We start from the raw sequence: 25,814 nt of genomic DNA on the forward strand, positions 1-25,814 counted from the left end.
TCCTGCGGATGATAAATAAGGCTCCGGTTTAATTAATTCGCTGCTGAAATGGTTATATTAAAAAGAAGCACCCAATTAAAAGTATGACACAAGAAGAGTTTAACAGCGCGTTCAACGATACCCTGGACGAGCTTCTGCTTGCCATGGCCGAAACGCCTGAGGTTGACCTGGAGAAGTTTTATAGTATGGCCTGTATCATGGAAAACCTGATGTACTTCAGCCCGGTGCTTTATGCTGCCCTGAAGCCAAAAAACACCCAGTAGAAGCATTATTCTTACGCGCCGCTCTTAGTCTGGCGGCAGCTGTCGGAAAGACTATGTGCTATAAAATGACTATATTCGCAACAAATCTGGAAAAAACTGAAAATAAGCATGCAAACTACTAAAGTAGAGCCTTATAAACCCATCCATCATATCCGTATCGTTACGGCAGCTTCTTTGTTCGACGGCCACGACGCCTCGATCAACATTATGCGCCGCATCATCCAGGCCTCTGGCGCCGAGGTAATCCACCTGGGCCATAACCGTTCGGTACAGGAGATCGTGGACTGCGCGATACAGGAAGATGCGCAGGCCATTGCCATTACCTCTTACCAGGGCGGGCACCTGGAGTACTTTAAGTATATGTATGACCTCCTGCAGGAGCGTGGCAGCGGCCACATCCGCATCTTCGGCGGCGGCGGGGGTGTTATACTTCCAACCGAGATAGAGGAACTGCATGCGTATGGCATCGCCCGCATCTACTCCCCTGACGACGGACGTGCCATGGGCCTGCAGGGCATGATCAACGATATGCTCGAAAAATGCGACTTCCCGACAGGAAAAGACCTGAACGGCGAGGCCAGGCACCTGCGCGACAAAGATCCGAAGGCTATTGCTAGACTTATTTCAGCTGCCGAGAACTTTCCGGAGGAAGCCCGTGGTATACTTAACGAAGTAAAAGAGCAGGCCAAAGAAATTAAAACGCCTGTGTTAGGTATAACCGGTACAGGTGGTGCCGGTAAATCATCTTTAGTGGATGAACTGGTGCGCCGTTTCCTGATGGATTTCCCGGAGAAGCGTATTGCCATCATTTCGGTAGACCCTTCCAAGCGCAAAACCGGCGGTGCCCTTCTAGGCGATAGAATCCGCATGAACTCCATCTCCAACGAAAGAGTATACATGCGCTCGCTGGCCACCCGCCAAAGCAACCTGGCCCTGAGCAAGTATGTGCAGGACGCCGTGGACATTGTGAAAGCCGCCGACTTCGACTTAATTATTCTTGAGACATCGGGTATAGGTCAGTCTGACACCGAGATCATCGAGCACTCGGACATGAGCCTGTATGTGATGACGCCGGAGTATGGTGCCGCCACACAGCTCGAGAAGATCGACATGCTCGACTTTGCCGATGTGATCGCGCTGAACAAGTTCGACAAGCGCGGTGCCCTGGACGCACTGCGTGATGTGAAGAAGCAATACAAGCGCAACCACCAGCTGTGGGACGTGAAGGACGAAGAGATTCCGGTATTCGGCACCATTGCTTCGCAGTTCAACGACCCGGGCATGAACCAGCTCTACCGCGCCATCATGGCGACTATTTCTAAGAAGACAGGTGTGGAATTTAACTCGAACCTGCATACTTCCAAGGAGATGTCGGAGAAGGTATTCATCATTCCTCCTAGCCGCACCCGCTACCTTTCGGAGATCTCCGAAACCATTCGCAACTACGACAAGTGGACAATTGACCAAGCCGAGGTGGCGCAGAAACTATACGGCATCAAGAAGTCTATTGAGGCGGTGCAAAGTATAGAGGTGGAAGACAAAGACCGCCTGGTGAAGCAGCTCGAAGCAGCCTATGCCGAAGTAGAGCTAAACCTGGACGGCCAGAACAAGAAGATTCTGGAGAACTGGAAAGAGAAAGTACAGGCTTACAAGAATGAGTTCTACGTCTTCAAAGTGCGCGACAAAGAGATCAAGATAAAGACGCACACAGAGTCTCTATCTCATTTACAGATACCGAAAGTGGCTACGCCAAAGTATGAGGCTTGGGGTGATTTGTTGAAGTGGAACCTGCAGGAGAACGTGCCGGGTGAGTTCCCATACACCGCAGGCGTGTTCCCGTTCAAGCGCGAAGGCGAAGATCCGACTCGAATGTTTGCCGGCGAAGGCGGCCCGGAGCGTACGAATCGCCGCTTCCACTATGTGAGCTTAGGCATGCCAGCCAAGCGTTTGTCTACAGCTTTTGACTCGGTAACGCTTTACGGCGAGGACCCGGATTATAGACCGGATATCTATGGTAAGATCGGTAACTCCGGCGTAAGCATCTGCTGCCTCGATGATGCCAAGAAACTATACTCCGGCTTTAACCTGGCCGATCCGAAGACTTCCGTATCCATGACCATCAATGGTCCTGCCGCTATCCTGACCGGTTTCTTTATGAATGCCGCCATCGATCAGCAATGCGAGCTTTACATTAAGGAGAATGGCTTGGAGGAAGAGGTTGAGCAGAAGATCGAGGCTATGTATAAAGAGAAAGGCGCTGAGCGTCCGCGCTACCAGGGCAATCTGCCGGAAGGTAATGATGGCTTGGGCCTGATGCTCTTGGGCGTAACAGGTGACCAGGTATTGCCTGCCGAAGTATACGAGCCGATCAAAGCGCATACGCTGGCAGCGGTGCGTGGTACGGTACAGGCCGATATTCTAAAAGAAGACCAGGCGCAGAACACTTGCATCTTCTCCACCGAGTTCTCGCTGCGTTTGATGGGCGACGTGCAACAGTACTTCATCGACAAGAACGTGCGAAACTTCTATTCGGTGTCCATCTCAGGTTACCACATTGCTGAGGCCGGCGCCAACCCGATCTCCCAGTTGGCCTTTACGCTGGCTAACGGCTTTACGTTTGTGGAGTACTACGTGAGCCGTGGCATGGACATCAACAAGTTTGCGCCGAACCTGAGCTTCTTCTTCTCCAACGGCATTGATCCGGAGTATGCGGTAATTGGCCGTGTGGCACGCAGAATATGGGCCAAGGCGATGAAGCACAAGTATGGCGCCGATGCCCGCTCGCAGATGCTGAAGTACCACATCCAGACATCCGGCCGCTCGCTGCACGCGCAGGAAATCGACTTCAACGATATCCGCACCACCCTGCAGGCGCTGTACGCGATTTACGACAACTGTAACTCACTGCACACGAACGCTTACGACGAGGCCATTACCACACCAACCGAGGCATCGGTACGTCGTGCCATGGCCATTCAATTGATCATCAACCGGGAGCTGGGTCTGGCGAAGAACGAGAACCCGCTGCAGGGCTCCTTCATCATCGAAGAACTGACGGACCTGGTGGAAGAGGCGGTATTGACCGAGTTCGACCGCATCACGGAGCGTGGCGGCGTATTGGGCGCTATGGAGACGATGTACCAGCGCGGTAAGATCCAGGAGGAGAGTTTATACTATGAGACCCTGAAGCATACCGGTGAGTACCCGATCATCGGCGTGAACACGTTCCTTTCTTCCAAAGGCTCTCCAACGGTCATCCCGACAGAGGTTATTCGTGCCACGGAAGAAGAGAAAAAGTACCAGATCAACATGGTGCGCGCCCTGCAGGAGCGCAATGCCGACAAATCAGAGGAAATGCTGAAGCGACTGCAGCAGGTAGCCATTGCCAATGGCAACATCTTTGCCGAGATGATGGAGACCGTGAAGTTCTGCTCACTGGGCCAGATCACCAATGCTTTATTTGAGGTTGGCGGACAGTATCGCCGGAACATGTAATCGCTATGTTTTATGGTATAGCTTAAGTATAATGCCGGGCCAAGTGGTCCGGCTTTTCTTTTTAAGTATAAGGCTGTAATAAATTACAGCAACTTTATACCTGAAACAGTCCGTGCACGTAAGTATAAGCCTGAGGTACAAGATATAACGTATGAACAAACAGGATAAATCCCAGTTACTGCTTCTGCTAGGCACAGCTATAATGCTTGGGGCAGCTACCTACATTCTTTATGCCTGTAGGTTCCAGGAAAAAGATTTTGTGTTTGACACTTATGATGAGCACGAGGAAGATTATTTGTAGAACGGCCTAAACATAAAAAGAGCCCGCTGCACTTGGTGTGCAGCGGGCTCTTTTGCTTATAGCCAAGGCTATAAAGTATAGTTTCCGGTCGCCTCCGGCTGAAAAAGTATTTTATCTATTTTATAGTTGATCGTGCCGGACGGCACCGGCCACTCCACCACATCCCCTTCTTTGCAGCCTATGATGGCCGTGCCCACTGGCGCAAGTATCGATATTTTACGGGAACTGATATCTGCATCTTTCGGATAAACCAGTGTGATTTCCATCTCTGTGCCTTTCTGCAGATCTCGCAGCAATACCTTGGAGTTCATAGTAATGACATTCGCGGGAATCTCGTCAGAAGCTACAAGCTTGGCGCGTTTCAATTCCTCGCCTAACTGGCCAATGTTAGCGGCGGTTCCGTTGCCCTGCCGCTGCACCTGAATCAGGTCTACAAGACGCTTGTAGTCTTGCTCGGTTAAATAAATCACGTTGTTGTCCATATCAATTTAATACATAGTTCCTGTTGATAGTGCTGGGCGTTTGGCTCTTCGGGAAGTATAACTCCTTGAAGCTCATGTTGCGACCCTGCTCCACGCGCCTGAAAATCTTGTCCGGCTTTATACTCTCTAAACTGTCGAAGCCGCAGGCCTCCATCACCTCTACAGTGGATTTGATGGTGTTGCCATGGAAGTTTGCCACGCGCACCCGCTTATCGGCCACATCCAGCCCCTGGTAAAGGTTCTTGTCCTGGGTAGCAATGCCTACAGGGCAGCGGCCGGAGTCGCACTGCAGCGCCTGAATGCAGCCCAACGCGAACATCATGCCCCTCGCACTGTAGCAAATATCAGCCCCCAAAGAGGCTGCCTTGATGATATCCACGCCGGTAATGATCTTTCCGGCAGCAATAATTTTTATTTCATCGCGCAAGCCATACTTCCGCAGCGTGCTTTGGGCAAAGGCCAGCGCATCGTACAGCGGCATACCCAGGCTGTCAGTAAACTCCAGCGGTGCCGCACCTGTGCCGCCCTCCGCCCCGTCAATCGTAATGAAGTCCGGGTAAATGCGGTTGTGCATCATCTCCTGGCACAATCGCTCAAACTCCTGCTTGCTACCGATACAAAGCTTTATACCTATCGGCTTGCCCTCCGACAAAACGCGCAGCTTCTCCACAAACAGCAGCATCGTGAACGGATCTTTGAAAGCTGCGTGCGCCGGAGGCGATGCCACGGTCGTATAAGGCTCTACTTTCCGTATCGCTGCGATCTCAGGCGTGTTCTTGGCCGCCGGCAGTATACCGCCATGCCCCGGCTTTGCTCCCTGCGAGAGCTTTATCTCCACCATTTTGATGTGCGGGTGCGCCACTTGCTCCCGGAACAGCACCTCAGAGAAGCTTCCGTTCTTGTCGCGGCAGCCGAAATAGCCCGTACCGATCTGCCAGATCAAATCTCCGCCGCCTTGTATGTGGAAGGGGCTCACCCCGCCCTCGCCTGTGTTGTGGGCAAAGCCGCCTAATTTGGCACCCGCGCTCAGGGCCGTAACGGCGGTCTTGCTCAGCGAGCCATAGCTCATGGCCGAAATATTATAGATGCTGGCGCTGTAGGGCTGCTTACATTGGCTGCTGCCCACCAGTACGCGCAGATTTTCCTCTTTCACGTGCACCGGAAACATGGTGTGGGCTATCCACTCATAGCCAATCTCCAGGCTGTTGCTGTGCATACCAAACGGCACCGTCTGGCGCACGTTCTTCGCGCGCTGGTATACAATGGAGCGCTGCCGGCGGCTAAAAGGCTTGCCATCGGTGTCAGACTCAAAGAAATACTGCCGAAACTCCGGACGGATACTTTCAAAAAAATAGCGCAGGTAGCCTACCAGCGGGAAGTTGCGCAGCAGCGTGTGCTTTGCCTGCCGGACGTTGTGCTGGTACACGAGGTGCAGGGGCACGAGCAGCAGGAAGAGCCAGAGCGCCTGCCTGTCGAAAATAGATAAGAAAAGCGTAACAAGATAAGCACTTGCAAAGGCGTATGAAAGCACGCGCCTGACGCTCACAGTAGTTGCCATAAAACCAAAAATTTGAAATGCTGACGTTTATACTTTAGAAATCGCGGGGGTAAGTTCTCCAGAGTAGCCAAACCAACAGTAACAGCCGGCAACCCTGGGCAGATCAGCTAAAGTCTTTGGGTGTAGTATAAAAGGGAAGGCAGTAACCGTTCAAGGCATCGCACAGCGACACATGATGCGACGCCGCGACCATACCAGTATAAAGTATACTGGCAAACGCAGGGTTGCTATGTGATTGCCGCGGTTGCATGAACTGTTCTTCTGACGCAAAGTTATGCGAATCTTTTTGATAAAAGCCAGCTATATCTGCACAGATTTTATACGCCACAGCCTAGGCGCATTAAGCTTGCCACAATATAGCATGAACTAGGGCATAGGTATGAAAACCTTTGCGTAGCGAAAGCGTTAACACCCTCAACTAACCCTTTACTTTCCGATAATTATGAAAAGAATCGCTGCTGTATCATCCGTGCTGCTGCTTGGCGCCAGCGTGAGTGTCTTCATCAATAAATACCTTTCACCAGGCAAAATCGAAATAGACCTCTCCGAAGAAGAGTATTATTTATACCTGTAACTATAAAACAGAAAGGGGCCGCTCTTGTTTAGAGCGGCCCCTTTCTGTTTCTGTGGCAAGCCTAGTGCACATCAGTAGGCACGTTGGCGTTCTTTTTAAACTTCTGCAGATAAAGCAGCGGAATAGAGAAGAGCATGATCAGGCCCGCCACCCAGTACGCATCTGTATAGGTTAGCAGGTATGTCTGCTTTGTCACCATGCCTTCCAGCGCTTTGTAAGCCGCCGTTTTGGCATCTAAAAAAGTATAGCCTTTCGATACGAAACTTTGCACCAGCCCATTAAAACGCTGCACAAAGGCCGTGTTATACTCGTTGATGTTTACCAGCAGGTTGTTGCGGTGCACCCCCTGCCGCACGTGTATAAGCGTGGTGAGGGCGGCAATACCAAAGGAGCCCCCTAACTGCCGGCTCATGTTGTTCAGGCCTGTGCCCTGCCCTATCTCCTTCCCGTGCAGGTCTTGCACGGCCAGGGTTGTCAGCGGCACAAACAGCAGCGACATGCCTACACCGCGAATCACCAGTGGCCAGAAGAAATCGCCGGTGCCAGAGGCTAGCGATGAATTGCTCAGCATCCAGGAAAAGACGAAGAACAGCAGCATCCCGACAGTAGCCATAAACTGCGCCGGCACGCCGCGCTGCAGCATCTTACCGACAAACGGCATCATAATTATGGTGCACAAGCCGCCCGGCAAAAGCAGCTGCCCTGTTTGCTGCGCAGTAAAGCCCAGCAGGTTCTGGCAGAAGATCGGAAACACGAACATCGACCCATACAGGCCAAAACCAAGCACAAACGAGGTAAACATACCAATGGCAAAACTCCTGTGCCTTAAAATCTTGAGGTTTACGATAGGATGATCGGTGCTGAGCTCGCGCCAGATAAACAGGATCGCACCAAGGACAGCCAACACAGCCAACACAATAATGTATCCTGTCTCAAACCAGTCCTCGCTCTCACCCTTTTCGAGCAGCGTCTGCAGGCTACCCACCGCCAAGGCCAGTAATCCGATTCCCCACCAGTCAATCGGGGAGCCTTTGGATTCTTTTGGCGTGGCCTTGACAAAGGTATAGGTAGCAAAGGCCGCCAGTATACCCACAGGAATGTTCACGTAAAATATCCAGGGCCAGGAGTAGTTGTCGGTGATGTACCCGCCGATAGTAGGGCCAAGCGTTGGCCCCACTACTGCTCCCAATCCAAACAGTGCCGTGGCCGTGCCCACCTGCTCGCGCGGCCATGTTTCCAGCAGAATGGACTGCGCCGTAGAAAGCAGGCCGCCCCCGGCAAGGCCCTGTATGATCCTGAAGATCACCAGTTCATCGAAGTTCGATGCGTTACCGCACAAAAAAGAAGTAACCGTAAAGATGATGATGGACGCCATAAAGTAATTCTTCCTGCCAAAGCGGCCTCCCAGCCAGCCCGACATCGGGAGAATGATCACGTTGGCAACCGCATAGCCTGTCACCACCCACGCAATATCCTCCAGCGTTGCTCCCAGGTTACCTTGTATCTGGGGCATGGCCACGTTCACGATCGTGGTGTCGATCAGCTCCAGCAGCGAAGCAGTGATCACCGTCAGCGTGATGAGCCACTTTTTTAATCCGGTTTCAGGCATTCGATTATCCCTCCTTCGTCAGCACCGACACATGCACGCTCATTCCGGCACGCAGTTTTTGCAGCACCTCCTGGCTGGCATGGAGCTTAATTTTAACAGGCACGCGCTGTACCACTTTCACAAAGTTACCGGTTGCATTGTCCGGAGGCAGCAGCGAGAACTTGGCGCCCGTGGCCGGAGAGAAATTATAGATCTCGCCCTCGATTTTCTCTTCCGGGAAAGCATCTACCTTGATGTCCACATGCTGCCCTTGGTGCAGGTTCTCCAACTGCGTCTCCTTAAAGTTAGCCGTTACGTATAGGCTGTTGTCGTTAACAATTGAAAACAGCGTCTGTCCTGCCTGCACCAGCTGCCCTTTCTGTATGTTTTTCTTCGACACGATGCCCGAAGCTGGTGCCTCGATGCTGGTGTAAGACAGCTGCAGGTTAGCAAAGTCAACATCTGCCTGGCGCTGGTCCACACCGATATTGTTAACTACTAACTGCGATTTAGTTGTGTTGATCTGCTCTACAGCGGCTCTGTACTGGTCCTGCGCCGCCTGGTAAGCGGCACGGGCCGCATCGCGCTGCGCCTTTGCCTGGTCGAACTGCTGCTGGGTTATAGAGCCGTCTTTTACCAGGTTCTCATAGCGCTTAAAGTCCTGCTCTGTCTGCCATACTTTTACTTTAGCTGCCTCTACGTTGGCTTTTGCAGTAGAGGCGTTTGCCTGCGTGGTGCTTACCTGGGCCTGTGTCACGTTTGTGCTAGCCGAGGCGCCCTGCTGCGCGGCCATAGCCTGCTCCACTTTAATTTTATAGTCACGGTCGTCAAGCTTCACCAGTAGTTTACCCTGCTGCACATGCTGGTTCTCCTCAAACAGGATGGTGTCCACGTAGCCGCTCACGCGCGCCACTACCGGGCTGATGTCAGCGTCTATCTGGGCATCGTCCGTGTCTTCGTGCTTGCTCAGGTACAGGTACTCTTTAATGCCATAGCCCCCGCCAATAAGCAGAATGGCGGCAAGTATAAAAATAAAGACCTTATTCGTTTTCTTCTTTTCGGTTTCCATGAAAGGTAAAAGTGTTATTGGATGATGTTTCCTGTTGATTTTAATAAAGTATAATACGCGAGGGCGGCATCGGCCTTGGCCAGTTCCAGATTCACCAACTGCTGAAAAAGCTGCGTTTCGGCATCGATGCGGTCGGTGGCGGTGGCAACCTTGTTCTGGTACTGCGATTCCAGGATTCGGTCGTTTTCACGCGCCTGCGCTATCGCTGCCTCCAGGATATGCACGCGCTCTTTGGCCTGCTGGTACTGCTGGTAGCTTTTGTTCACTTCCGTCTTCACCATGTCGATGGCTGTCAGTCGCCCTAAGTCTGCCTCTGTTCGCTTCACGATAGCTTCCTGCGCCTTGTTCTTGTTCAGCCACAGCTCATCAAAGTTCCAGGCCACGGTAGCGCCGGCAGTAAATGGTGCGATAAAGCTGTTTTTGGATGGAACAAAAGCCCCGCTGGGGTTGATAAAATAAGCATCAGCACCAAGTATAACCGATGGCAGCTTCTCAGCCCGAACTGATTTGAGGTTGTTTTCGGCCACCCGCTGCTGCAGCCCCAGGCTTCGCAGTTCCTGTCGGTTTACCATCGCTGAGTCCAGGTAGGTGCTCAGGTTAGCCGCCAACTGCTCCGGCGACGCCACTTCCTGTGCCACAAAGTCAGCATCCTCTGGCAAGCCCAGGAGCAAAGCCAGGTTATAAACCACAATCTTACGGTTGGTTTCCAGATCAACCTGAGAAAGCTCTATGTTGCTTCGCTGCAGCTGAAACCTCAGCACATCGTTTTTAGTAACCAAACCCTGCTCAAAAAAACGCTGGGCGCGGTTTATCTGACGGTCTACGTCCTCCAGGTTCTGGTTCACCACCTTTTGGCTCTGCTGCAGTTTATACAGGCTCAGGTAAGCTTCGGTGATATGGTAGGCTACCTCCTCTTCATCTTTTTCTACATCCAGGCGGGCAATTTGGGTAAGCAGGCCCGTCGTCTCCTGCGCATACTTCAGGCGGTTGCCGCTAAAAAGCACTTCCTGCAGCGAGGCCGTTCCAATAAAGGCATCGGCGCGGCGCGGCAAATAAAAAGGCTCCCCCTGCTCCGACATCCTGAACGTGGTGGTAGGTATCTCGGCGTGGTTATAAGTATAGCTTACATTTCCGGTGGGTAAGGCTTTGTCTTTGGTTTGGTTATACCGGGCAATCGCTTCCTCCACTTTGGCCTGCGACAGCTGCAGCTGCTTGCTGTTTTCAATTCCCATTGTGATGGCCTCCTGCAGCGAAAGCGGTCTTACCTCCTGTGCCGCTGCCGCCCCCGATAGCCCCAGGACCAAAAGAGGTATGAGTGCACGCTTTTTGGCTACCGAAAAGAAATGCTGTGGCAGCCAGCGCGAGTAGATACTATTTTTCTTCATTCTGTTTTAGTAAGTATGATTTTAATAGGGATAGTAAATGTTTCTTAACACGGGGCTTAATCACCTCCTCCAGCTGCACTTTGTCCTGCATATCGGCATTCAGGAGCCGCGAAAGTATATCGGTTGAGTTGAGGAGGTAATATTTGGTTCCAATCACTGAGGCGATGGTCATTTCAGCGTCCACTTCTCTGAAAGTACCGTCTGCCATGCCGTCTACTATCACCTGCCGCATAACCTTGAGGTTAAGGAAGACGTGTTCTGAGATCAGGTCTGCCGTGTCGTGGCGCTGCGCCAGCGAGAGTTCGCGCTGCACCAGGCGGTGAAAGCAGTTGTTGGTGAGCACACGGTTGAGGTACGCTTCGATCATCCGCTCCAGCTTCTGCCAGTTCGTGATCGGCTGCTGGTAAATGTCCTCCAGCACGGCGCGCATACTCGATATCCTTCGTTCCAGCACGGCGCGCAAGAGCCCATCTTTAGAGCCAAAGTAATAGTTCAGCATCGCCATATTGACGCCCGCCTCGCTGGCCAGGAGGCGCGTGGAGGCGCCTTCGTAGCCAAACTCGCCAAACACGCGCTCGGCAGTGTCAATAATATGCTCTTTCTTATCTTCTTTTTTAGTAACCATTTTAAATTTTGAGGCTGCAAAGTTAATCAATCGATTAATTAATTAACAAATCAAATGGTAACATAAATCCAAAAGCTGCAAATTTTTGCTCTATCGTGTATGTAAGGCGGCGGGAAGCCAGGCTCTGCCGTATCAGCAAACGATGCTTGCCAGGGCTTGTAACGCCAGCTGTGGAGGTGAATCAGGCCCAAACTTGGGTGCGGGCTAAAATATTGGTAGCTTTGTGAGTATACTATCAGTATAATACACTATAAACTAAACCGCATCGAAGGGTGCCTTACACTATGAATTTAAAAGAAAAGATCAGCTACATTATTGGCCGCGACATGGCCACCAACCTGAAAAAGCAAGGCATTGAGGTGGAGTCTGAGGCGTTTATGCAAGGACTGAAAGATATACAGGCTGGCACGCCTTCTTCCCTTTCGCAGCAGGAGGTGCAGGAAGCAATGATGGCTTTACAGCAGGAAATGGCGCAGAAGCAGAATGCGGCAGGGTCTGCTAACAAGCAGGAAGGTGAGGCTTTTTTGGCTGAGAATAAAAATAAAGAAGGCGTTCATACTTTGCCGAGCGGCCTGCAGTACATGGTGCTGAAAGAAGGAACTGGTAAGTCGCCGTCTGCCTCAGACACAGTTACAACGCACTACCACGGCACCTTGATCGACGGAACTACATTTGACTCGTCTTACGAGCGTGGACAGCCTGCTACCTTCCCGGTTAACGGTGTTATTGCCGGCTGGACAGAGGCGCTGCAGCAAATGAAGGAAGGCGCTAAGTGGAGACTGTTTATACCTTCAGAGCTTGCTTACGGAGCGCAGGGCGCCGGCGATGTGATCGGGCCAAATGCTACGCTTGTGTTTGACGTAGAGCTGCTGCAGGTAAAATAAGCTGCAGCACATACTATACTTTAGGAGCCCGGTCTAGCTAGCCGGGCTTTTTTTATACTTAAGATTTAATATCCGGATGGGCTAAGGTTGCTTGGTTTGGGCTGGTGCATTTCGTTTAGCCAGCGTTGCGCTTCTTCGCGGTACATAAAATGCTGCATGATAAGAAAATTTCCGTCGTGCATCAATTCATCGCCGCTCAGTTCACTCACCAGGCCGTCTAACAAAAACACGGGCAAGACCACGGCAACAAAAATATCGCAGTTCAGCACCCGCAGCGCCTCCTGAAATACGTGCTCGAAAATCCACCGCTGGTCTTCTCCCCTAATGGTGTCTCGGTTCTGCAGATCCAGTTGCCATTTACGCACCCTAAGCTGACGCACATGGTCCATCACCAGCACATACCCGTTGCGTAATTCCTCAGAACTCACTTCGCCACGCCACCGCACAATCAGCGTTTCATCCTCCTCACTATAGCTCAAAGAGAAAAAGCCGGATTGATGCAGCTCAACGGTTTGGCCTTCTGCAGAGACATCTGTGGCAACTAGTTTATTCTCAGTCATAGCACAATAAAATATGGGTAAATTTTATAAAGGCCTATTTGCGCCAATCTGCACTAAGTTGGCACTAACTGCATTATATTTATTGTAAAGATCACATTATTAATCCATATAAACAATATGTTTTATAATTTAATCCAATAGTACAAGTATAAAAATATGTAATCCCTTCGTTTAAACCTAGTTCTACTATCTACACTGTGTTTAAAGCCATACCATATAATATCGGAACAGAACAATTAAAGCGTATAGCCGTTCATAAGGCATCATACCATCCATCCTAAAAAGAACAAATGTATGGCACACACACCTAACGAAGGAAAAAAATTCTTAGATAGTGTTCATCAGTACTTCGATCATGCGGCCAGTTTTTCCAGACTATCACCGGGTATACTGGCTCAGATTAAGACCACCAACAGCGTGTATAAAGTATCTTTCCCGGTAGAGATAGACGGGAAAGTGGAGGTGTTTGAAGGCATACGCGTGCAGCACAGCCACCACAAGCTGCCCTCGAAAGGCGGTATCCGCTTTAGTATGCAGGTAGACGAAGACGAGGTGAAGGCACTGGCTACGCTGATGACCTTTAAGTGTGCGGTAGTGGATGTGCCCTTTGGAGGGGCAAAGGGAGGTGTGAAGATTAACCCGCGCACGAGCTCTGTTAAAACGCTGGAAAAAGTGACCCGCAGGTACGCAGCTGAGCTCATCAAAAAGAACCTGATTGGGCCAGGCATGGACGTTCCGGCACCAGACTACGGAACAGGCAGCCGCGAAATGGCCTGGATTGCCGATACGTATCAGGCCCTGAAGTATGGCGAGACCAATGCGCTGGGCTGTGTGACGGGAAAACCCGTGGGGCAGGGAGGCATTAGAGGACGTGCAGAGGCTACCGGCCTGGGCATATACTTTGGCCTGCGTGAGCTGCTGGCTGATACAGAGATGCTGAAAGGCAGAGGCCTGGACGGCGGCACCATGGAAGGTAAGCGGATAATTGTGCAGGGGCTGGGGAACGTGGGCTACCATGCCGCCTATTTCTGCCAACAGGACGGAGCCATTATTACCGGTATAGCTGAGCGCGAGGGCGGCATCTACAACGAGAACGGCATTGACGTGAAGGAGGCCTTTAAGCACCGCAGCGAAAACGGCTCTATCTTAAACTTTAAGGACTGCAAAAACTACGAGAACTCGGAGGAGATGCTGGAGCTAGCATGTGACATTCTGCTACCGGCAGCCCTGGAAAACGTAATCCATAGCGGCAATGCAGGCAGAATAAAAGCAAAGATTGTGGCTGAGGGCGCCAACGGACCTGTCACGCGCGAGGCAGAAGACATCCTGCTGCAGAACAATATCCTTATACTTCCGGATCTCTTCCTGAATGCAGGGGGCGTAACCGTATCATACTTTGAGTGGTTGAAAAACCTATCGAATGTGCGTTTTGGGCGGATGGGAAAACGGGCAGAAGAGGCCAGTTACCGCCGCCTGGTGAACGCCATAGAAAGTACTTCCGGCAAAACCATGACAGCAAACGAACGCGCCTTTCTGACGCAGGGAGCCGATGAGATCAGCCTTGTACGCTCAGGACTGGAGGACACTATGATCCATGCCTACCATGAGATACGGGATGTGATGATGGAGAAAAAAACGCCGGGACTGCGCACGGCCGCCTTCCTGACAGCCATAGAAAAGATAGGGGTAAGTTACGAGCTGCTAGGTATCTTCCCGTGATGCCCCTGCCGAAAGGTATACCTAAGTATAGAGGGTCAGCTGATGCGAGGCAAATTTGCCACATCCTGGCCCTTTTTTACGTCCAAAAGCCACTGCAGCGCTTCTTCCTGGCTCGTGAAGTAGTTAAATTGAATAAAGTGATGCTGCAGGGCTGCAGAAGGTAGCTGGTAATTCGTCACGATCGCCTTAAAATGATCTTCAGAAAAAACGACAGCAGCGAAAATATCTGTTTGCAAGCACTGGTATACTTTAGGGTAAAATTCCTGCGTAAGCCAGTTTTCCTGCTCCCGGCTTAAGGGACCAATGGAAGTGAGATCGGTGTAGAAGAACAGGGTGCTCAGCGAGCTGCTTACAAAATCCAGTGCGCAGAGGTATGCTTCCACCAGTTTTGCGTGGTCTGGCTTCCGGAGCCACTGGATGAGTAACAGGCCCCTCTCCTCCCGGAAAGAGATGTGAACGTAAGGCGAGTCGAATATCATCATATGAGCATTATATATGCATATTCAAATCCTAAATTACGTAGCTTCTAACGAATTTACAAATTCATACTTTGCAAGAGTATCAGGTGTTTACACACCTTTTATGGGGGAATATGCGTTTAAGTAGCGTATGGCATGATTTATTACTAAACTAACCTTAAAAGCCTACTACATGAACAGGAACAGCCTTGTGGTCCCATCGCTCATACTTGGTGTTAGCCTGGTGCTTTGCGCACTCCTGCTAACGTTGTTCCTGAGATCAAGAGATCAGGCTAACCAAACCATTAACGTTACCGGCTCCGCCAAGCGCGAGATCGTGTCAGATATGGGAATTTTGCGCAGCACGATTCAGGCTTCCTCCCCTACTGCCAAGCAGGCTTATGCGAGCCTTTTGCAGCAGCGCCCCTCTGTGCTGGAGTATCTCCGCCAAAAAGGCTTTCCGGAAGAAGCCATCGAGCTGAACACCATTAACCTGAATCCGGTATACGAAGTGACCCCGCAGGGCTACAGCACCAGCCGCATTGTGCAGTATAACGCCAGCCAGGTGGTGCAGGTAACATCGCCGGACGTGCAGAAAATAAAAGCGGTGTCGCTGGACATGACCTCGCTGGTGGAACAGGGTATAGACATCATGGTGATGCCGCCGGAGTACTACTATACTAAGCTGGCCGAACTGAAGGTAGAGGTGCAGGCGGATGCGGCCAAAGACGCGCTGCAACGGGCCCAGAAGATAACCGAAGCCACCGGTCGCGATCTTGGCCCCATCACAAACGCCCGAATGGGGGTAATACAGATCACGCCGGTAAACTCGAACATGATCTCCGACTATGGTATAAACGATGCCACTTCCATAGACAAAGAGATCACCGCCGTAGTCAGCGCCTCCTTCCGTCTGGACTGAGCAATAAAAAAGGCCGAAGTATAAACCTCGGCCTTTCCTGTTTTTAAGTGGTATATCTTCTTAACTGTTGCTGGTTTTCAACCAGGTGTTGAAGACCTTTTTCTGCGTGGCAGAAGGGTCTTCTACCGGTATAAGCTGATAGCGCACGCTTTCGTCTTTCTGCAGCTTAACGTTGAGCGTTACAAGCTTACCGTCACGGGCTACAAGCACCTCAACCGTATCCCCTACTTTCATAGATTCGATGCGCTCTGCAACATTATCCCCGGCACGGTACCCGTTTACGGCAATGATCTCATCGTTTACGTTAATGCCACCATCCCAGGCGCTGCTTCCCCGGCTTACGCTGCGTACGATCACGTTATTACCGGAAGAATACGTAGAAGCTCCCCAATTTACCTCTTCGCTGCCTTCGTTGGTGTTTACCAGCTGCAGGCCGGCTGCGTCAAAGTACTCATTATAGTCCGGCGATGCGGTGCCATTCACATAGTTGCGGAAGAAGGCATCCATATTCTTGCCGGCTACTTTCTCTACGGCTGCTTTAAACTCATCATCTGTATAGCCCCGGCCCATCTTTTTATAGTAGCGCTCATACATATAACGCAGCACATCGTCCAGGCTTTTCTCGCCTTTGGTGGCCTCCATGATCTCCATGTTGAGCAAGTGGCCCAGCACGCCGCCTTTGGTGTAGTAGGAAACCTCCGCATTGTTTGAGTTCTCGGTGCGGCGGTAGTATTTAATCCAGGCGTCAAAGCTGGCTTCTGCTACCGGTTGTATCTTGTTGCCTGGCGTGTTCTCAACAGAATTGATGCTGCCCGCCACAATGTCGAGGTAACGCTCCGGGGTATAGAACCCGGCACGGCGCACGATCAGGTCATCATAATAGCTGGTAATGCCCTCCGACACCCACAGCATACGGGTATAGTTTTCCTCGTTATAGTTAAACGGCCCCAAAGCAACCGGACGAAGGCGCTTCACGTTCCAGAGGTGGAAATACTCGTGCGCCACAAGGCCCAGGAAGCCCTTGTAACCATTTTCGGAGCCATAGTTCCAGCGGGATGTCTGTAGGGTGGTGGAGTTAAGGTGCTCCAGGCCGCCGCCGCCGCGCTCCAGGTTGTGCACGATAAACACATAGCGGTCTACAGGCAGTTCTCCGATCACGTTAATGGCTTCCTCCACTATTTTCTTCATGTCGGCCATCAGCTGCTCGGGGTCAAAGTTGCCCTCGCCATACATGGCTACTTCGTGGGGCACGCCCGCCGCCGTAAACTCGTATACTTTGTGCGTTCCGATTTCCAACGGGGAATCGGCCAGGATGTCGTAATTAGGGAAGGTATAGGTAAACGTACCGGTGCTCTTTAAGCCGGTGGATACTTTATCCCAGCCCTTGTAGGGTTTTACCTCCAGCGTGCCCTGTTGCTTTTCGTAGCCTTCTGGATACATAAACATGCTGGTGCCGTTCACATAGCCGTGCGAGGCGTCCAGGAAGCTGGTCCGCACGCTCATTTCATAGGCATACACATCATAAGAGGCGCGAACTACGCTTGCCCTGTTGCTGTATACCCGCCAGGTGTTCTTGTCGATCTTCTCGCTGCGCAGCGCCTTGCCGTTGCCGTCAGTGGCCTCAAAGCCTTCCACGTTCTTGGCAAACTCCCGCACCAGATATGAGCCGGGCGCCCAGACAGGCATGGTAAAGTCAACATATTTTTTCTTTGCACCGCTAAGCTCGGCCTCCACCTCAAAATAATGGGTATGCGGCTCAGGCATGGACAATGTATAGCGCAGCTCGGCGGCAAGGGCCGAGGCACTGCGGCCAAGGCAAAGGAAAAGAACGAGTAAGAGTGAGAGTTTAAATTGTTTAGGATTGTACATGTGTGTTTAAAGGAATGTTAGTTTTAGCGCTGGCTATGTTACAACAATTAACGAGCTTTTCAAAATCGATTAAGCCGTGCAACCGTTGTTATTTGCTTGGCTACACAGTTTCTGATTTGCTGTTTAACCATTTTTGCGCTTTGTGCAGCTCAAAAAACACCTTTAATACAATCATCTCGTTATAGCTTTCAAGCCCTAACTTACCCGCCCGTTCCAGAAGCCGGTAATAGCACAGTTTAGACAAGACCATGGCAATGTAGTTGCCGTCTTTCATCTTCTGGATCATGCACGGGAACAGGTACCGCTGCAGCCAGGCCTCTTCCTCATCCTCCAACTCCCCTATCTCCCGCAGGTCCAGGAGCCAATGCTTGATGCGATGCTTTTCGGCATAAGCCAGTGCTTCCATTAGCCCGGTCTTAAACTCGTCTGGGTTATGTTTGTTAAAGCAACGCAGCCTCAAGCGACTGTTCTCGTTTTCAGCGCGTACTTCCAAAGAGGCTGCCTTAAACACTTCCATAAAGGATCTCCTTCAGCATTATTATAAATGCAATATAATTTATAGCTTTATTTACAAATATACTGTATAAATTATAATCTAGCCGTGCATCTTTGTGAATGTATGTTTTTACAGGTTCAATAAGGCCAAGGCGGGGGTAGAACTTTAGAGGCGATAATCTATGTTATAAGCCAGATGCTTCTGTAAGAAATTGCGTGCAACTATAAAATGGCATGGTCTTTTCTTATTTAAGTATAAAAACCACACGCTATGAAAAAGACTTTGTTATTAATCGTTTCCCCAGTTTTGCTGCTAGTACTGTTGTTTGTATTTGTGCCGCAGCATTTTGCCTCCTCTACCGCACATACTACCTCAGAGGCCGCCTTTGCACCTAAAGTAAAACCCTTGAAAGATGTGGCCACGTTGCCAGAAGCGAACACGGAAGTGTATGCCTCATTGATTGACTACGCCATGTCGTTGCGCGGCACGCCCTATGTCTGGGCCGGCGAGACTCCCGACGGTTTTGACTGCTCTGGCTTCATCACGCATGTGTACGGAAAGTATGATGTGGCGCTACCGCACTCTTCGCGTATGCAGGCAGAAGAAGGCATTAACGTGCCCTTAGAAGAGGCCCGTCCTGGCGACCTGCTGATCTTTACGGGTACAAACCCGGATGTAAGAGAGCCGGGCCACGTGGGCATTGTGATCACAGCGCCTGAAGAAGACACCGTTTCCTTTGTGCATGCTTCCTCTAACGGTGGCGTTAAGGTAAGCCAGGTAGAAGGAACCCGCTACGAAATACGCTTTCTGGAGGCACGCCGCGTGCTGTAAGTATAACCCTTCTCATATTTTTCGTACATACAACCATAGCCGCAAAACGGCTATAGACAGCTAATTATCTGCGCTATGGTACATCCCTATGTCGTAAATACGGTTAATGCACTGGTGCTACTTGTGGCCGGGCTTATACTTTATTTTGAAAATCCGGCCAGGCCTCCAGAGGCACTGGTGGCGCCTTCTGTAGCGGTGCTGTTGCTTGCCTGCACCTACCACCTGCGCAAGCACAACAGGTTCGTGTTCCATACCGTTACGGCGCTTACTTTATTGCTGGGGCTCGTCATAGCCTGGCAAGCCGGCTCAGAAATAGTGTCGATGAGCTTTCGCCATACTGTACTTCTACTCATGGCGCTGAGCTGCTTTGTCGCCGTTGCGTTTTATGTGGGCACTTTTGTGCAGGAAAGGAGAACCCGCAACAACAGCATCTATAAAGACGACCTATAGCCCGTGAGGTATAAACCTCAGCCTTGGAATGTAGATAAAAAAGAAACACCTGGTGTAGCCCGTCAAAGTACACCAGGTGTTCCAAAAAAATCCTTCAATTTCTTAGTAAGCGGCGCCCTGTTTTTCAGTTTACCATCTTTTCAAGAAGACCAAAGGTAAATCGCTATCTGCGTAAGCAGTAGCCAGTACTGCTTACTAAGCCAGCTCACCTTTTACGTGAACATTATTACCTTGGCTTACTAAGACGACCGATGGATTAGACATAGCACCTCCTTTCTCTTTAGTCCGACATAAACCTTATACTTTGCAGCTTTCATTTAAAAGCCTGAAGTATAAAGGCCGTGGCACTCGCCACTCACTTGTGTATAAAGATAAAAAAACGGGTAAAAGTTCACAATGTTTTCGTCTTTGTACAGGTCACTTTCTAACCGCCTGCACCGGCTGCACCACAAGCACCTGTGCCTCAGCTTTAAAGACGGGGAGCATCAGGCAAAATTTATAATCTTTGAAAATAATCTTTTTTGGAATTTTGGAATTCAAAGCGGTTGTTATCTATTTATACCTTATATTCAATTGATCAAATCAACTAATCAACCTATAATGAAAAAGCACCTTTTAACACTTGTTGTGCTCATGCTAATGGCCTCCGGGGCATGGGCCCAGAAACTTTCTCCGTTGGGCACCTGGACAAACGAAGAAGGCAAAGCGCGATTTGAGATCTATAAATGCGGGGATAAGCTGTGTGGCAAGATTGTATCGCTGAAAGAGCCAATGCGAAACGGCAAGCCTAAAGTGGACGATAACAATCCTGATAAGAAGATGCGTTACAGACCGCTTATTGGCCTGCGCTTTATGGAAGGCTTTGAGTATGACGAAGGCAACAAGTGGGACGACGGCACAATCTATGACCCGGAGAGTGGCAAAACTTACTCTTGTTACATGAAGATGCTGGGCAAAGATAAAATGGAAGTGAAAGGCTATATCGGCATCTCGCTGATAGGCCGGGCACAAACCTGGACGCGGGTAGACTAAAGCTCGTGCTATAGAAAAGGAAAAGGGGGTAGCCAGGCAGCTATCCCCTTTTTTATTAACCCTTTACAAGCCTATTAACTACAAACAGCGGCTTGGGGTTTTATATATAGGAGCAGCAGCGTCATTTTCTAGAAAACCTGCAAAACCTTATAGCTTTTGTCTCTAAATACAAAGGTTTCTCCGGCTGTTTTACCCATCATGGCTTTAAACAGCGGCGACATGCCCGAAATGGCAAAGTATGACTCGCCGTCTATTTTGATCTCTCCCAGACTTACCCCAATAAAGTACTTTTGCAGGTCGGTGTGCACCACGGCCCCCAGTGACACATCATGGTTTAACTTGGTGGCGTTAATGCGGCGCAGCACACTTTGTGTGGTCATTAGCTCGTCTAACTGCCGGGCGTACAGGTCGCGCTGTATCTGGCAGTTCTCCCGGAAAGACTCAAACTTGTCCTCCATGGCCCCGTCATGGTCGTTAGCACTTTCCTGAGCCTCGTTCATGGCGTCTTTGGCAGCTTTGATCTGCTCGTTCAGCAGCTTGATGCACTCTTGCAGCAGGCGCTTTTTGGTTTCTAATTCTTGTGTCAGTACTTCCATTTTGATCTGCGTTGGCAGCGGCTTTTGCCACAACTGCAGGAGAGATCCGGCAACTATTGCAAGCAGCTAGTAAATGAATAATTAAAGATACAGCGTAAGCTAATCATAACCGGCGTATACCTTGCCGGCTTTTTCATCTGGAATAAACTATTTCGGCGAATGTGTGTTACAAGGTAAATTATCAGATGCCATTTAACGATTTTTTCTCCCGATTGTTCGGCCTAAAAGATTCTTTACCAACGTGCAAGGCCATAAAGCGTGCGCCCAGCTATCTGAGTGATTATCAGGCGTGGGTGAACGGCCAAAAATACCTGCCCTATGCCAAAGGATTTTTTAAAGCTTACCATTACAAAAAGGCTGGTATGCCGGCAGCGTTCCGGGTGCAGTTGGTGGAGGGGGAAAACCTAAGGGGGACTCTTTTATTCTACGACCCGCGCATCAAAGCCTCTGAGTTCAGTTTCTTGTTTGATTTTTTGAAAGAGCGGGTAAAAGCCCTTGGATATACCGTCCATACTTCCAATACCTTAAAAGTGCGCCACGAACGCTACCTGGAGCAAATATGGAAAGTGGTGCTTACCCCTCCGGCCTCCGATGTGCCCGGCAGCAGCCTCTGCAACCAGCTGTACGGCAACGTGCTGCTAGATTATGTGGAGGTAAATAAAAAGCCCGGCTATATCCGGTTGGCGGCTAACAGCTACCAGGATGCCTTTTTTTCCAGGCCACTCCCTTTTGAGGAATTGCTGGAGCATGTGCTGAGGTAAATACCCTAACAGCCGCATAGCAACGCCTAAATTATTCCCTTTTTAACATGTAAATATTTCCAATAAAAAGTATATTTAAGGCAGTCAACTCCTTTAATCGAAAGGTAATCCTATGCCGAAACGTATACTCCTGCTCTTCCTCTTCTTTTTAAGCGTTACCGTTACGGCAAGGGCCACGCATATTGTCGGTGGCGAGTTTGAGATGCAGCACCTGAGCGGTTATAACTACAAACTCAGCCTGAACCTATACTTTGACGCTGTGCACGGCAGCTCGGGCGCCAAAGACAGCTATGTGTCCATCAATGTATTCAGCAAAGCCTCCAATGCCTTTGTAGGTCGGTTCAACCTCAGCCTAAGCAGTGTAACAAGGGTGCCTTATACCAATATAGACTGCACGGTGGGAGAGCTGGTGACCGATAAAAGGGTTTATACTTCTAACATTTACCTCGACCCAAACCTCTACAACCTGCCCGAAGGCTATTACATTACCTGGGAGCGGTGCTGCCGCAACCATACCATTAACAATATTATAGACCCTGATGCCGCGGCACAGGTTTTCTATATGGAGTTTCCACCAGTTGTAAAGAAGGGGCAGTTTTTCCAGAACTCCTCTCCCATCCTTTTCCCACCGCTTAGCGACTATGCCTGCGTGGATCAGCTGTTTTATTACGAGTTTAACGGCACCGACCCGGATGGCGACTCCCTGGTGTACAGCATGGTCACGCCGCTGAATGGCTATACCTCTGCAGATCTGCCCGCCTACTATGATTTGAATACTTTTCCGCCGGTGTATTATGTAACGCCGCAGCCAGCGCCATACCCCACAGTGCCCTGGCGCCCCGGCTACAGCACAGTTGACCAGATCCACGGCTCGCCGGCAATAAATATTGATGCCAAAACTGGCTTGCTCACAATGCGCCCGGCACAGAAAGGGCTTTTTGTATTCGGCGTCAAGATAGAAGAGTACCGCGACGGCACGAAGCTGGGTGAGGTGCGCCGCGAATTTCAGGTGCTGGTGCTGGAGTGCCCGAATAACCAAGCCCCGCAGGTCATGCTAAGAGAGCCCGATTCTAAAGCGCTTTACCAAGAGGGACAGGTTTTGCGCATCAACTCCAGAGAAGCCACTAGGTGCATGGAGATACTTTTTACGGACCCTAACCTGAGTGAGTACGTGGAGTTACGGGCGAAGCCGGTTAACTTTTCAGAGGCTGGTTTCACGGTCTCGGGTCCATCCAGTGGAATAATCAACCAAGGCGCAGCCACAGATACCCTCCGGGCAACCCTTTGCTTTGAAGAGTGCTTCGATACGAAAGGAAAGGTCTACCAACTGGACTTGATCGTGAAGGACGATGGCTGCAGCCTCCCAAAACAGGACACCGTGCGGCTCAGCTTTTCCATCGCCCCACCTCCCGACTCACCTCCTACCCTTTCACTCTCCACCACCACCCGTAGATTTGAAGTAAGGCAAGGCGATCAGATCAACTTTGAGGTGCTTGGGCTGGATCCCGATGATGACATGGTATACTTATCGGCAACCGGCAGGGACTTTGACATGAGCAGCCAGAACATACGCTTTGAGAGCGGAAACGGCGCAGGCGAAACCAGCTCACCATTTGTATGGGACATCACCTGCGAGACAATGAAACAGCAGCTGTATACTGTTGATTTTATGCTGCGCACCACCGTCTGCGGCCAGGAAACCGTCCGGAAAGAAACCATTGAGGTTGTACCTGTCTCAGACAACCAGGCCCCTATACTTTCTGCGGATAATCCCGCGCTGACCTACACTCTTAAGCTTAATGAAGCCTTTGAACTGAACTTGTCAGGCCTCGATATAGACCAGGACAACCTGCGGATGGAGGCTGCCGGAGAGGGATTTAACCTGGAGGAGTACGGAATGCAGTTTACAGGATCAGGTACGGCCGGAGCTGCCAACGGAAAGTTTACCTGGCTGCCAGCCTGTCCTAAAACGGAAGACGAGGTACTGCGCGTCAATTTCATACTTCAGGAAGAAAACTGTGCCCCTAAGCCGCAACAGCTGACCGTAGAGTTTCGGGTGGAGGTGCCTAAGGTGGGCAGTTATGTGCCGCCCAACATCTTTACGCCTAACGGCGATGGCAAGAACGACTTCTTTGAAATACCCGGCCTGCCACAGGAGTTCTGCTCGGCCACCTTCCAAAACATCCGTATTTACAACCGCTGGGGCCGTGAAGTATACCGGAGCACAGACAGCGCCTTTAAGTGGGACGGTGCCAACCTGAACGACGGCGTATACTTCTACATGATCGATTTTAACACGACCACCTACAAAGGCAGCGTGACATTGGTGCGATAAAGAGTACAGGAAAAGATGTGTAAAACTTCAAACCTAGTGTTTAAGTTTTGATGGCACTACAGAACAGTACCAAGCTAATTATCAAACACTAAACATCAGCACAAAATATAAACCCAGCCACAGGAAATCCATGAAATGCCAATAGCTGTTCAGCATGGAAAGCTGCAGCCGCCTGAAAGGGTCGCGTATAAAAACCAGGCTGCGGACGCTGTCGCTGTTGACGTAGATGGTTTTGAATACCATAAAGGAAAGGAAAATGATGCCACCCGTTAAGTGCAGGATGTGCAGCGCGGAGATCAGGTACAGGTAGGTGCCGGATGTTTTACCGGTAAAATAGATGCCTGTTCGGGCCAGTTCGTTCCAGCCCAGCAGCTGCGCCCCGATAAACAGAAGCCCTAGAAACAAAGTAGCGGATAAATAGCGGGCCATTTTACGGAGCTTCTCTTTCTTGTACAGGCGTGGCACCCTGGAAATGGTGTAGCTGCTGAAAAGGAGCAAAACCGTGCTGACGCTGAAGAATTTGGGCAATTCCGAAAGGCCCTCCGGAAAACCGCCTGTGCGTACAAAGGCTATCACAAGTATAAAGAACAGCACCCCGATGCCTACCATGCTCAGGTACAGCAGCATTCGGATAGGGTGCATCTTCTCTATCCGCTTAAATGCCGATCTCTGCTTGGGGTTTACTTGATTCTTCTTATCCTGGTTCATCCTCTGCTCCGTTGTCCTGCGCTGCGCGGCTATTTCTGTGAATAAACGCACCGCACCCTGTTTTGTAGTAATTTATACTTTTGCAACGATGTTATAGTTTTACAAACAGGCGGTTAATTTGCGCCATAACCGGCTCCTTTCTATAAACAGTCCCCGAAACTTTTTGTTGCACAAACTATCCCCTGCAAAGTGCCGTAACAAGGGCCACCATAACGTTCTGGTTTGCGTTAATAGGGATAATGTAAGAATTAAACCGCTGCCCCATGAAAATGCCGCTCCACGTGCTTTGTCTGATGTTATTGCTGACAACCCTTTCTGCCTCCACACCCGGCTTTGCCCAGCAAAACAAGACGCCCTACACCGGCAACAACCGGGTACTGGTAACGCTGGAGGGCGAAACGGGGCTTTACCAGTTTAGTTCGGAGCAAATGCTGGTGCGGTACAACAAGCAGACGCAGCAGCTTGAGTGCCTGCTGCCAGTGTCCACCCTTGTGCCGCTCCAGGACACCATTCCTGCTTCTATGGCCTACGAGGTGCTTTACGGAGCAAAATACCCGCAGCTCCTCCTCACCATGAAGGCCCCGGAGCAACTGATAAACGCCGGAGGCTTCGCGCCGATCACCATGCCGCGTACAGTAGCGGTTAACCTGCAGGGCGTTCTAAACGAAACGGTCATACCTGTCGGCTTTACTTCCGAAAAAGACGTCCTGTTTTTCACCTCCACCTTCGATTTAATGCTCGACAACTTTCAGGCAACGCTGCCGGTGGCCTATGCCCAACTCCTGTCAGGCCGCCTCCGCATTACCATCGACCGCGCCCGTGTGGTAAACCTGAACCTTCGTTAAATCGCCCG

Annotated in this window: 24 protein-coding genes; 12 read left to right on the top strand and 12 right to left on the bottom strand. The window is 50.6% G+C overall.

The annotated features are described in order from the left end of the window. Positions 1-83 precede the first annotated feature (83 nt). Together FJM65_RS01290 and FJM65_RS01295 are read left to right on the top strand one after the other, a co-directional pair. Entirely contained in the window at positions 84-263 is a 180-nt protein-coding gene (locus tag FJM65_RS01290; protein WP_140618590.1) for a hypothetical protein, read from the top strand. A gap of 108 nt (positions 264-371) precedes the next feature. Continuing rightward, entirely contained in the window at positions 372-3,758 is a 3,387-nt protein-coding gene (locus FJM65_RS01295) for a methylmalonyl-CoA mutase family protein (protein WP_140618592.1), read from the top strand. 369 nt (positions 3,759-4,127) lie between these two features. On the opposite strand, the gene rnk is transcribed toward FJM65_RS01295, so the two are convergent. After that, on the bottom strand, positions 4,128-4,541 hold the full coding sequence (rnk, locus tag FJM65_RS01300; protein WP_140618594.1) for a nucleoside diphosphate kinase regulator: 414 nt from the start codon (positions 4,539-4,541) through the stop codon (positions 4,128-4,130). 1 nt (position 4,542) lies between these two features. Beyond that, positions 4,543-6,099, bottom strand: a complete 1,557-nt coding sequence (locus tag FJM65_RS01305; RefSeq protein ID WP_140618596.1) for an FMN-binding glutamate synthase family protein — start codon at positions 6,097-6,099, stop codon at positions 4,543-4,545. A 442-nt stretch (positions 6,100-6,541) separates the two neighbouring features. Between FJM65_RS01305 and FJM65_RS21610 the strand changes: the two genes are divergently transcribed. Beyond that, complete coding sequence (locus tag FJM65_RS21610; protein WP_262710922.1) at positions 6,542-6,673, top strand: hypothetical protein; 132 nt, start codon at positions 6,542-6,544, stop codon at positions 6,671-6,673. Between the two features lie 61 nt (positions 6,674-6,734). Here the strand turns inward: FJM65_RS21610 and FJM65_RS01310 are convergent, their stop codons facing one another. From FJM65_RS01310 to FJM65_RS01325, 4 genes are read right to left on the bottom strand one after another with little or no spacing between them, the layout of a single operon-like run. Next, the gene (locus FJM65_RS01310; RefSeq protein WP_140618598.1) at positions 6,735-8,282 is read right to left on the bottom strand and encodes a DHA2 family efflux MFS transporter permease subunit; all 1,548 of its coding nucleotides are present in this window, start codon (positions 8,280-8,282) and stop codon (positions 6,735-6,737) included. A gap of 4 nt (positions 8,283-8,286) precedes the next feature. After that, positions 8,287-9,330 (bottom strand): HlyD family secretion protein, encoded by a 1,044-nt coding sequence (locus tag FJM65_RS01315; RefSeq protein ID WP_140618601.1) that lies wholly within the window; start codon positions 9,328-9,330, stop codon positions 8,287-8,289. Between the two features lie 14 nt (positions 9,331-9,344). Beyond that, on the bottom strand, positions 9,345-10,715 hold the full coding sequence (locus tag FJM65_RS01320; RefSeq protein WP_140618603.1) for a TolC family protein: 1,371 nt from the start codon (positions 10,713-10,715) through the stop codon (positions 9,345-9,347). Beyond that, positions 10,702-11,340 (bottom strand): TetR/AcrR family transcriptional regulator, encoded by a 639-nt coding sequence (locus tag FJM65_RS01325; protein ID WP_140618606.1) that lies wholly within the window; start codon positions 11,338-11,340, stop codon positions 10,702-10,704. The genes FJM65_RS01320 and FJM65_RS01325 overlap by 14 nt, the downstream gene beginning before the upstream one ends. Before the next feature lie 284 nt (positions 11,341-11,624). On the opposite strand from FJM65_RS01325, the gene FJM65_RS01330 reads away from it, so the two are divergent. Continuing rightward, positions 11,625-12,224, top strand: a complete 600-nt coding sequence (locus FJM65_RS01330) for an FKBP-type peptidyl-prolyl cis-trans isomerase (RefSeq protein WP_140618608.1) — start codon at positions 11,625-11,627, stop codon at positions 12,222-12,224. Between the two features lie 65 nt (positions 12,225-12,289). Here FJM65_RS01330 and FJM65_RS01335 read toward each other — a convergent pair whose 3' ends face one another. Next, positions 12,290-12,784, bottom strand: a complete 495-nt coding sequence (locus FJM65_RS01335; protein WP_140618610.1) for a hypothetical protein — start codon at positions 12,782-12,784, stop codon at positions 12,290-12,292. Between the two features lie 294 nt (positions 12,785-13,078). On the opposite strand from FJM65_RS01335, the gene FJM65_RS01340 reads away from it, so the two are divergent. Then, positions 13,079-14,503: a Glu/Leu/Phe/Val family dehydrogenase gene (locus FJM65_RS01340; RefSeq protein WP_140618612.1), complete on the top strand. Its 1,425-nt coding sequence runs from the start codon at positions 13,079-13,081 to the stop codon at positions 14,501-14,503. Positions 14,504-14,538: 35 nt separating this feature from the next. On the opposite strand, the gene FJM65_RS01345 is transcribed toward FJM65_RS01340, so the two are convergent. Continuing rightward, positions 14,539-14,985, bottom strand: a complete 447-nt coding sequence (locus tag FJM65_RS01345) for a hypothetical protein (protein ID WP_140618615.1) — start codon at positions 14,983-14,985, stop codon at positions 14,539-14,541. 169 nt (positions 14,986-15,154) lie between these two features. On the opposite strand from FJM65_RS01345, the gene FJM65_RS01350 reads away from it, so the two are divergent. Continuing rightward, on the top strand, positions 15,155-15,883 hold the full coding sequence (locus tag FJM65_RS01350; protein WP_140618617.1) for an SIMPL domain-containing protein: 729 nt from the start codon (positions 15,155-15,157) through the stop codon (positions 15,881-15,883). A gap of 60 nt (positions 15,884-15,943) precedes the next feature. Here the strand turns inward: FJM65_RS01350 and FJM65_RS01355 are convergent, their stop codons facing one another. Together FJM65_RS01355 and FJM65_RS01360 are read right to left on the bottom strand one after the other, a co-directional pair. After that, positions 15,944-17,752, bottom strand: coding sequence for a M61 family metallopeptidase (locus FJM65_RS01355; RefSeq protein ID WP_140618620.1), 1,809 nt, complete (start codon positions 17,750-17,752; stop codon positions 15,944-15,946). Positions 17,753-17,852: 100 nt separating this feature from the next. Then, complete coding sequence (locus FJM65_RS01360) at positions 17,853-18,269, bottom strand: hypothetical protein (protein ID WP_140618622.1); 417 nt, start codon at positions 18,267-18,269, stop codon at positions 17,853-17,855. Between the two features lie 249 nt (positions 18,270-18,518). Here FJM65_RS01360 and FJM65_RS01365 point away from each other — a divergent pair, with 249 nt between their 5' ends. The 3 genes from FJM65_RS01365 to FJM65_RS01375 all read left to right on the top strand — a co-directional run bounded on the left by FJM65_RS01365 (position 18,519) and on the right by FJM65_RS01375 (position 20,561). After that, complete coding sequence (locus FJM65_RS01365; RefSeq protein ID WP_140618624.1) at positions 18,519-19,079, top strand: C40 family peptidase; 561 nt, start codon at positions 18,519-18,521, stop codon at positions 19,077-19,079. A 75-nt stretch (positions 19,080-19,154) separates the two neighbouring features. Continuing rightward, entirely contained in the window at positions 19,155-19,529 is a 375-nt protein-coding gene (locus FJM65_RS01370; RefSeq protein ID WP_140618626.1) for a hypothetical protein, read from the top strand. Between the two features lie 600 nt (positions 19,530-20,129). Next, a complete protein-coding gene (locus FJM65_RS01375) occupies positions 20,130-20,561 on the top strand; it encodes a DUF2147 domain-containing protein (RefSeq protein WP_239022786.1) in 432 nt (143 codons plus the stop codon). 128 nt (positions 20,562-20,689) lie between these two features. Here FJM65_RS01375 and FJM65_RS01380 read toward each other — a convergent pair whose 3' ends face one another. Continuing rightward, positions 20,690-21,157, bottom strand: coding sequence for a hypothetical protein (locus tag FJM65_RS01380; protein ID WP_140618629.1), 468 nt, complete (start codon positions 21,155-21,157; stop codon positions 20,690-20,692). Between the two features lie 362 nt (positions 21,158-21,519). On the opposite strand from FJM65_RS01380, the gene FJM65_RS01385 reads away from it, so the two are divergent. Then, a complete protein-coding gene (locus FJM65_RS01385; protein WP_140618631.1) occupies positions 21,520-21,918 on the top strand; it encodes a hypothetical protein in 399 nt (132 codons plus the stop codon). A 112-nt stretch (positions 21,919-22,030) separates the two neighbouring features. Next, positions 22,031-24,253, top strand: a complete 2,223-nt coding sequence (locus FJM65_RS01390; RefSeq protein ID WP_140618633.1) for a gliding motility-associated C-terminal domain-containing protein — start codon at positions 22,031-22,033, stop codon at positions 24,251-24,253. A gap of 81 nt (positions 24,254-24,334) precedes the next feature. Here the strand turns inward: FJM65_RS01390 and FJM65_RS01395 are convergent, their stop codons facing one another. After that, positions 24,335-25,012, bottom strand: a complete 678-nt coding sequence (locus FJM65_RS01395) for a cytochrome c oxidase subunit 3 (RefSeq protein WP_239022787.1) — start codon at positions 25,010-25,012, stop codon at positions 24,335-24,337. Between the two features lie 212 nt (positions 25,013-25,224). Here FJM65_RS01395 and FJM65_RS01400 point away from each other — a divergent pair, with 212 nt between their 5' ends. Then, a complete protein-coding gene (locus FJM65_RS01400; protein WP_140618635.1) occupies positions 25,225-25,806 on the top strand; it encodes a hypothetical protein in 582 nt (193 codons plus the stop codon). Positions 25,807-25,814: the final 8 nt, after the last annotated feature.

This window comes from Pontibacter mangrovi, assembly GCF_006385705.1.
Taxonomy (GTDB): domain Bacteria; phylum Bacteroidota; class Bacteroidia; order Cytophagales; family Hymenobacteraceae; genus Pontibacter; species Pontibacter mangrovi.

Bases quoted from the DNA above. Each gene is read 5' to 3' on its own strand.
- FJM65_RS01385 (WP_140618631.1), top strand. From the start codon at position 21,520: ATGCCGGCAGCGTTCCGGGTGCAGTTGGTGGAGGGGGAAAACCTAAGG.
- rnk (WP_140618594.1), bottom strand. From the start codon at position 4,541: ATGGACAACAACGTGATTTATTTAACCGAGCAAGACTACAAGCGTCTT.
- FJM65_RS01315 (WP_140618601.1), bottom strand. From the start codon at position 9,330: ATGGAAACCGAAAAGAAGAAAACGAATAAGGTCTTTATTTTTATACTT.
- FJM65_RS01340 (WP_140618612.1), top strand. From the start codon at position 13,079: ATGGCACACACACCTAACGAAGGAAAAAAATTCTTAGATAGTGTTCAT.
- FJM65_RS01320 (WP_140618603.1), bottom strand. From the start codon at position 10,715: ATGAAGAAAAATAGTATCTACTCGCGCTGGCTGCCACAGCATTTCTTT.
- FJM65_RS01310 (WP_140618598.1), bottom strand. From the start codon at position 8,282: ATGCCTGAAACCGGATTAAAAAAGTGGCTCATCACGCTGACGGTGATC.
- FJM65_RS01380 (WP_140618629.1), bottom strand. From the start codon at position 21,157: ATGGAAGTACTGACACAAGAATTAGAAACCAAAAAGCGCCTGCTGCAA.
- FJM65_RS01360 (WP_140618622.1), bottom strand. From the start codon at position 18,269: ATGGAAGTGTTTAAGGCAGCCTCTTTGGAAGTACGCGCTGAAAACGAG.
- FJM65_RS01365 (WP_140618624.1), top strand. From the start codon at position 18,519: ATGAAAAAGACTTTGTTATTAATCGTTTCCCCAGTTTTGCTGCTAGTA.
- FJM65_RS01290 (WP_140618590.1), top strand. From the start codon at position 84: ATGACACAAGAAGAGTTTAACAGCGCGTTCAACGATACCCTGGACGAG.
- FJM65_RS01370 (WP_140618626.1), top strand. From the start codon at position 19,155: ATGGTACATCCCTATGTCGTAAATACGGTTAATGCACTGGTGCTACTT.
- FJM65_RS01330 (WP_140618608.1), top strand. From the start codon at position 11,625: ATGAATTTAAAAGAAAAGATCAGCTACATTATTGGCCGCGACATGGCC.
- FJM65_RS01295 (WP_140618592.1), top strand. From the start codon at position 372: ATGCAAACTACTAAAGTAGAGCCTTATAAACCCATCCATCATATCCGT.
- FJM65_RS01305 (WP_140618596.1), bottom strand. From the start codon at position 6,099: ATGGCAACTACTGTGAGCGTCAGGCGCGTGCTTTCATACGCCTTTGCA.
- FJM65_RS01345 (WP_140618615.1), bottom strand. From the start codon at position 14,985: ATGATGATATTCGACTCGCCTTACGTTCACATCTCTTTCCGGGAGGAG.
- FJM65_RS01400 (WP_140618635.1), top strand. From the start codon at position 25,225: ATGAAAATGCCGCTCCACGTGCTTTGTCTGATGTTATTGCTGACAACC.
- FJM65_RS01390 (WP_140618633.1), top strand. From the start codon at position 22,031: ATGCCGAAACGTATACTCCTGCTCTTCCTCTTCTTTTTAAGCGTTACC.
- FJM65_RS01335 (WP_140618610.1), bottom strand. From the start codon at position 12,784: ATGACTGAGAATAAACTAGTTGCCACAGATGTCTCTGCAGAAGGCCAA.
- FJM65_RS01355 (WP_140618620.1), bottom strand. From the start codon at position 17,752: ATGTACAATCCTAAACAATTTAAACTCTCACTCTTACTCGTTCTTTTC.
- FJM65_RS21610 (WP_262710922.1), top strand. From the start codon at position 6,542: ATGAAAAGAATCGCTGCTGTATCATCCGTGCTGCTGCTTGGCGCCAGC.
- FJM65_RS01350 (WP_140618617.1), top strand. From the start codon at position 15,155: ATGAACAGGAACAGCCTTGTGGTCCCATCGCTCATACTTGGTGTTAGC.
- FJM65_RS01325 (WP_140618606.1), bottom strand. From the start codon at position 11,340: ATGGTTACTAAAAAAGAAGATAAGAAAGAGCATATTATTGACACTGCC.
- FJM65_RS01375 (WP_239022786.1), top strand. From the start codon at position 20,130: ATGAAAAAGCACCTTTTAACACTTGTTGTGCTCATGCTAATGGCCTCC.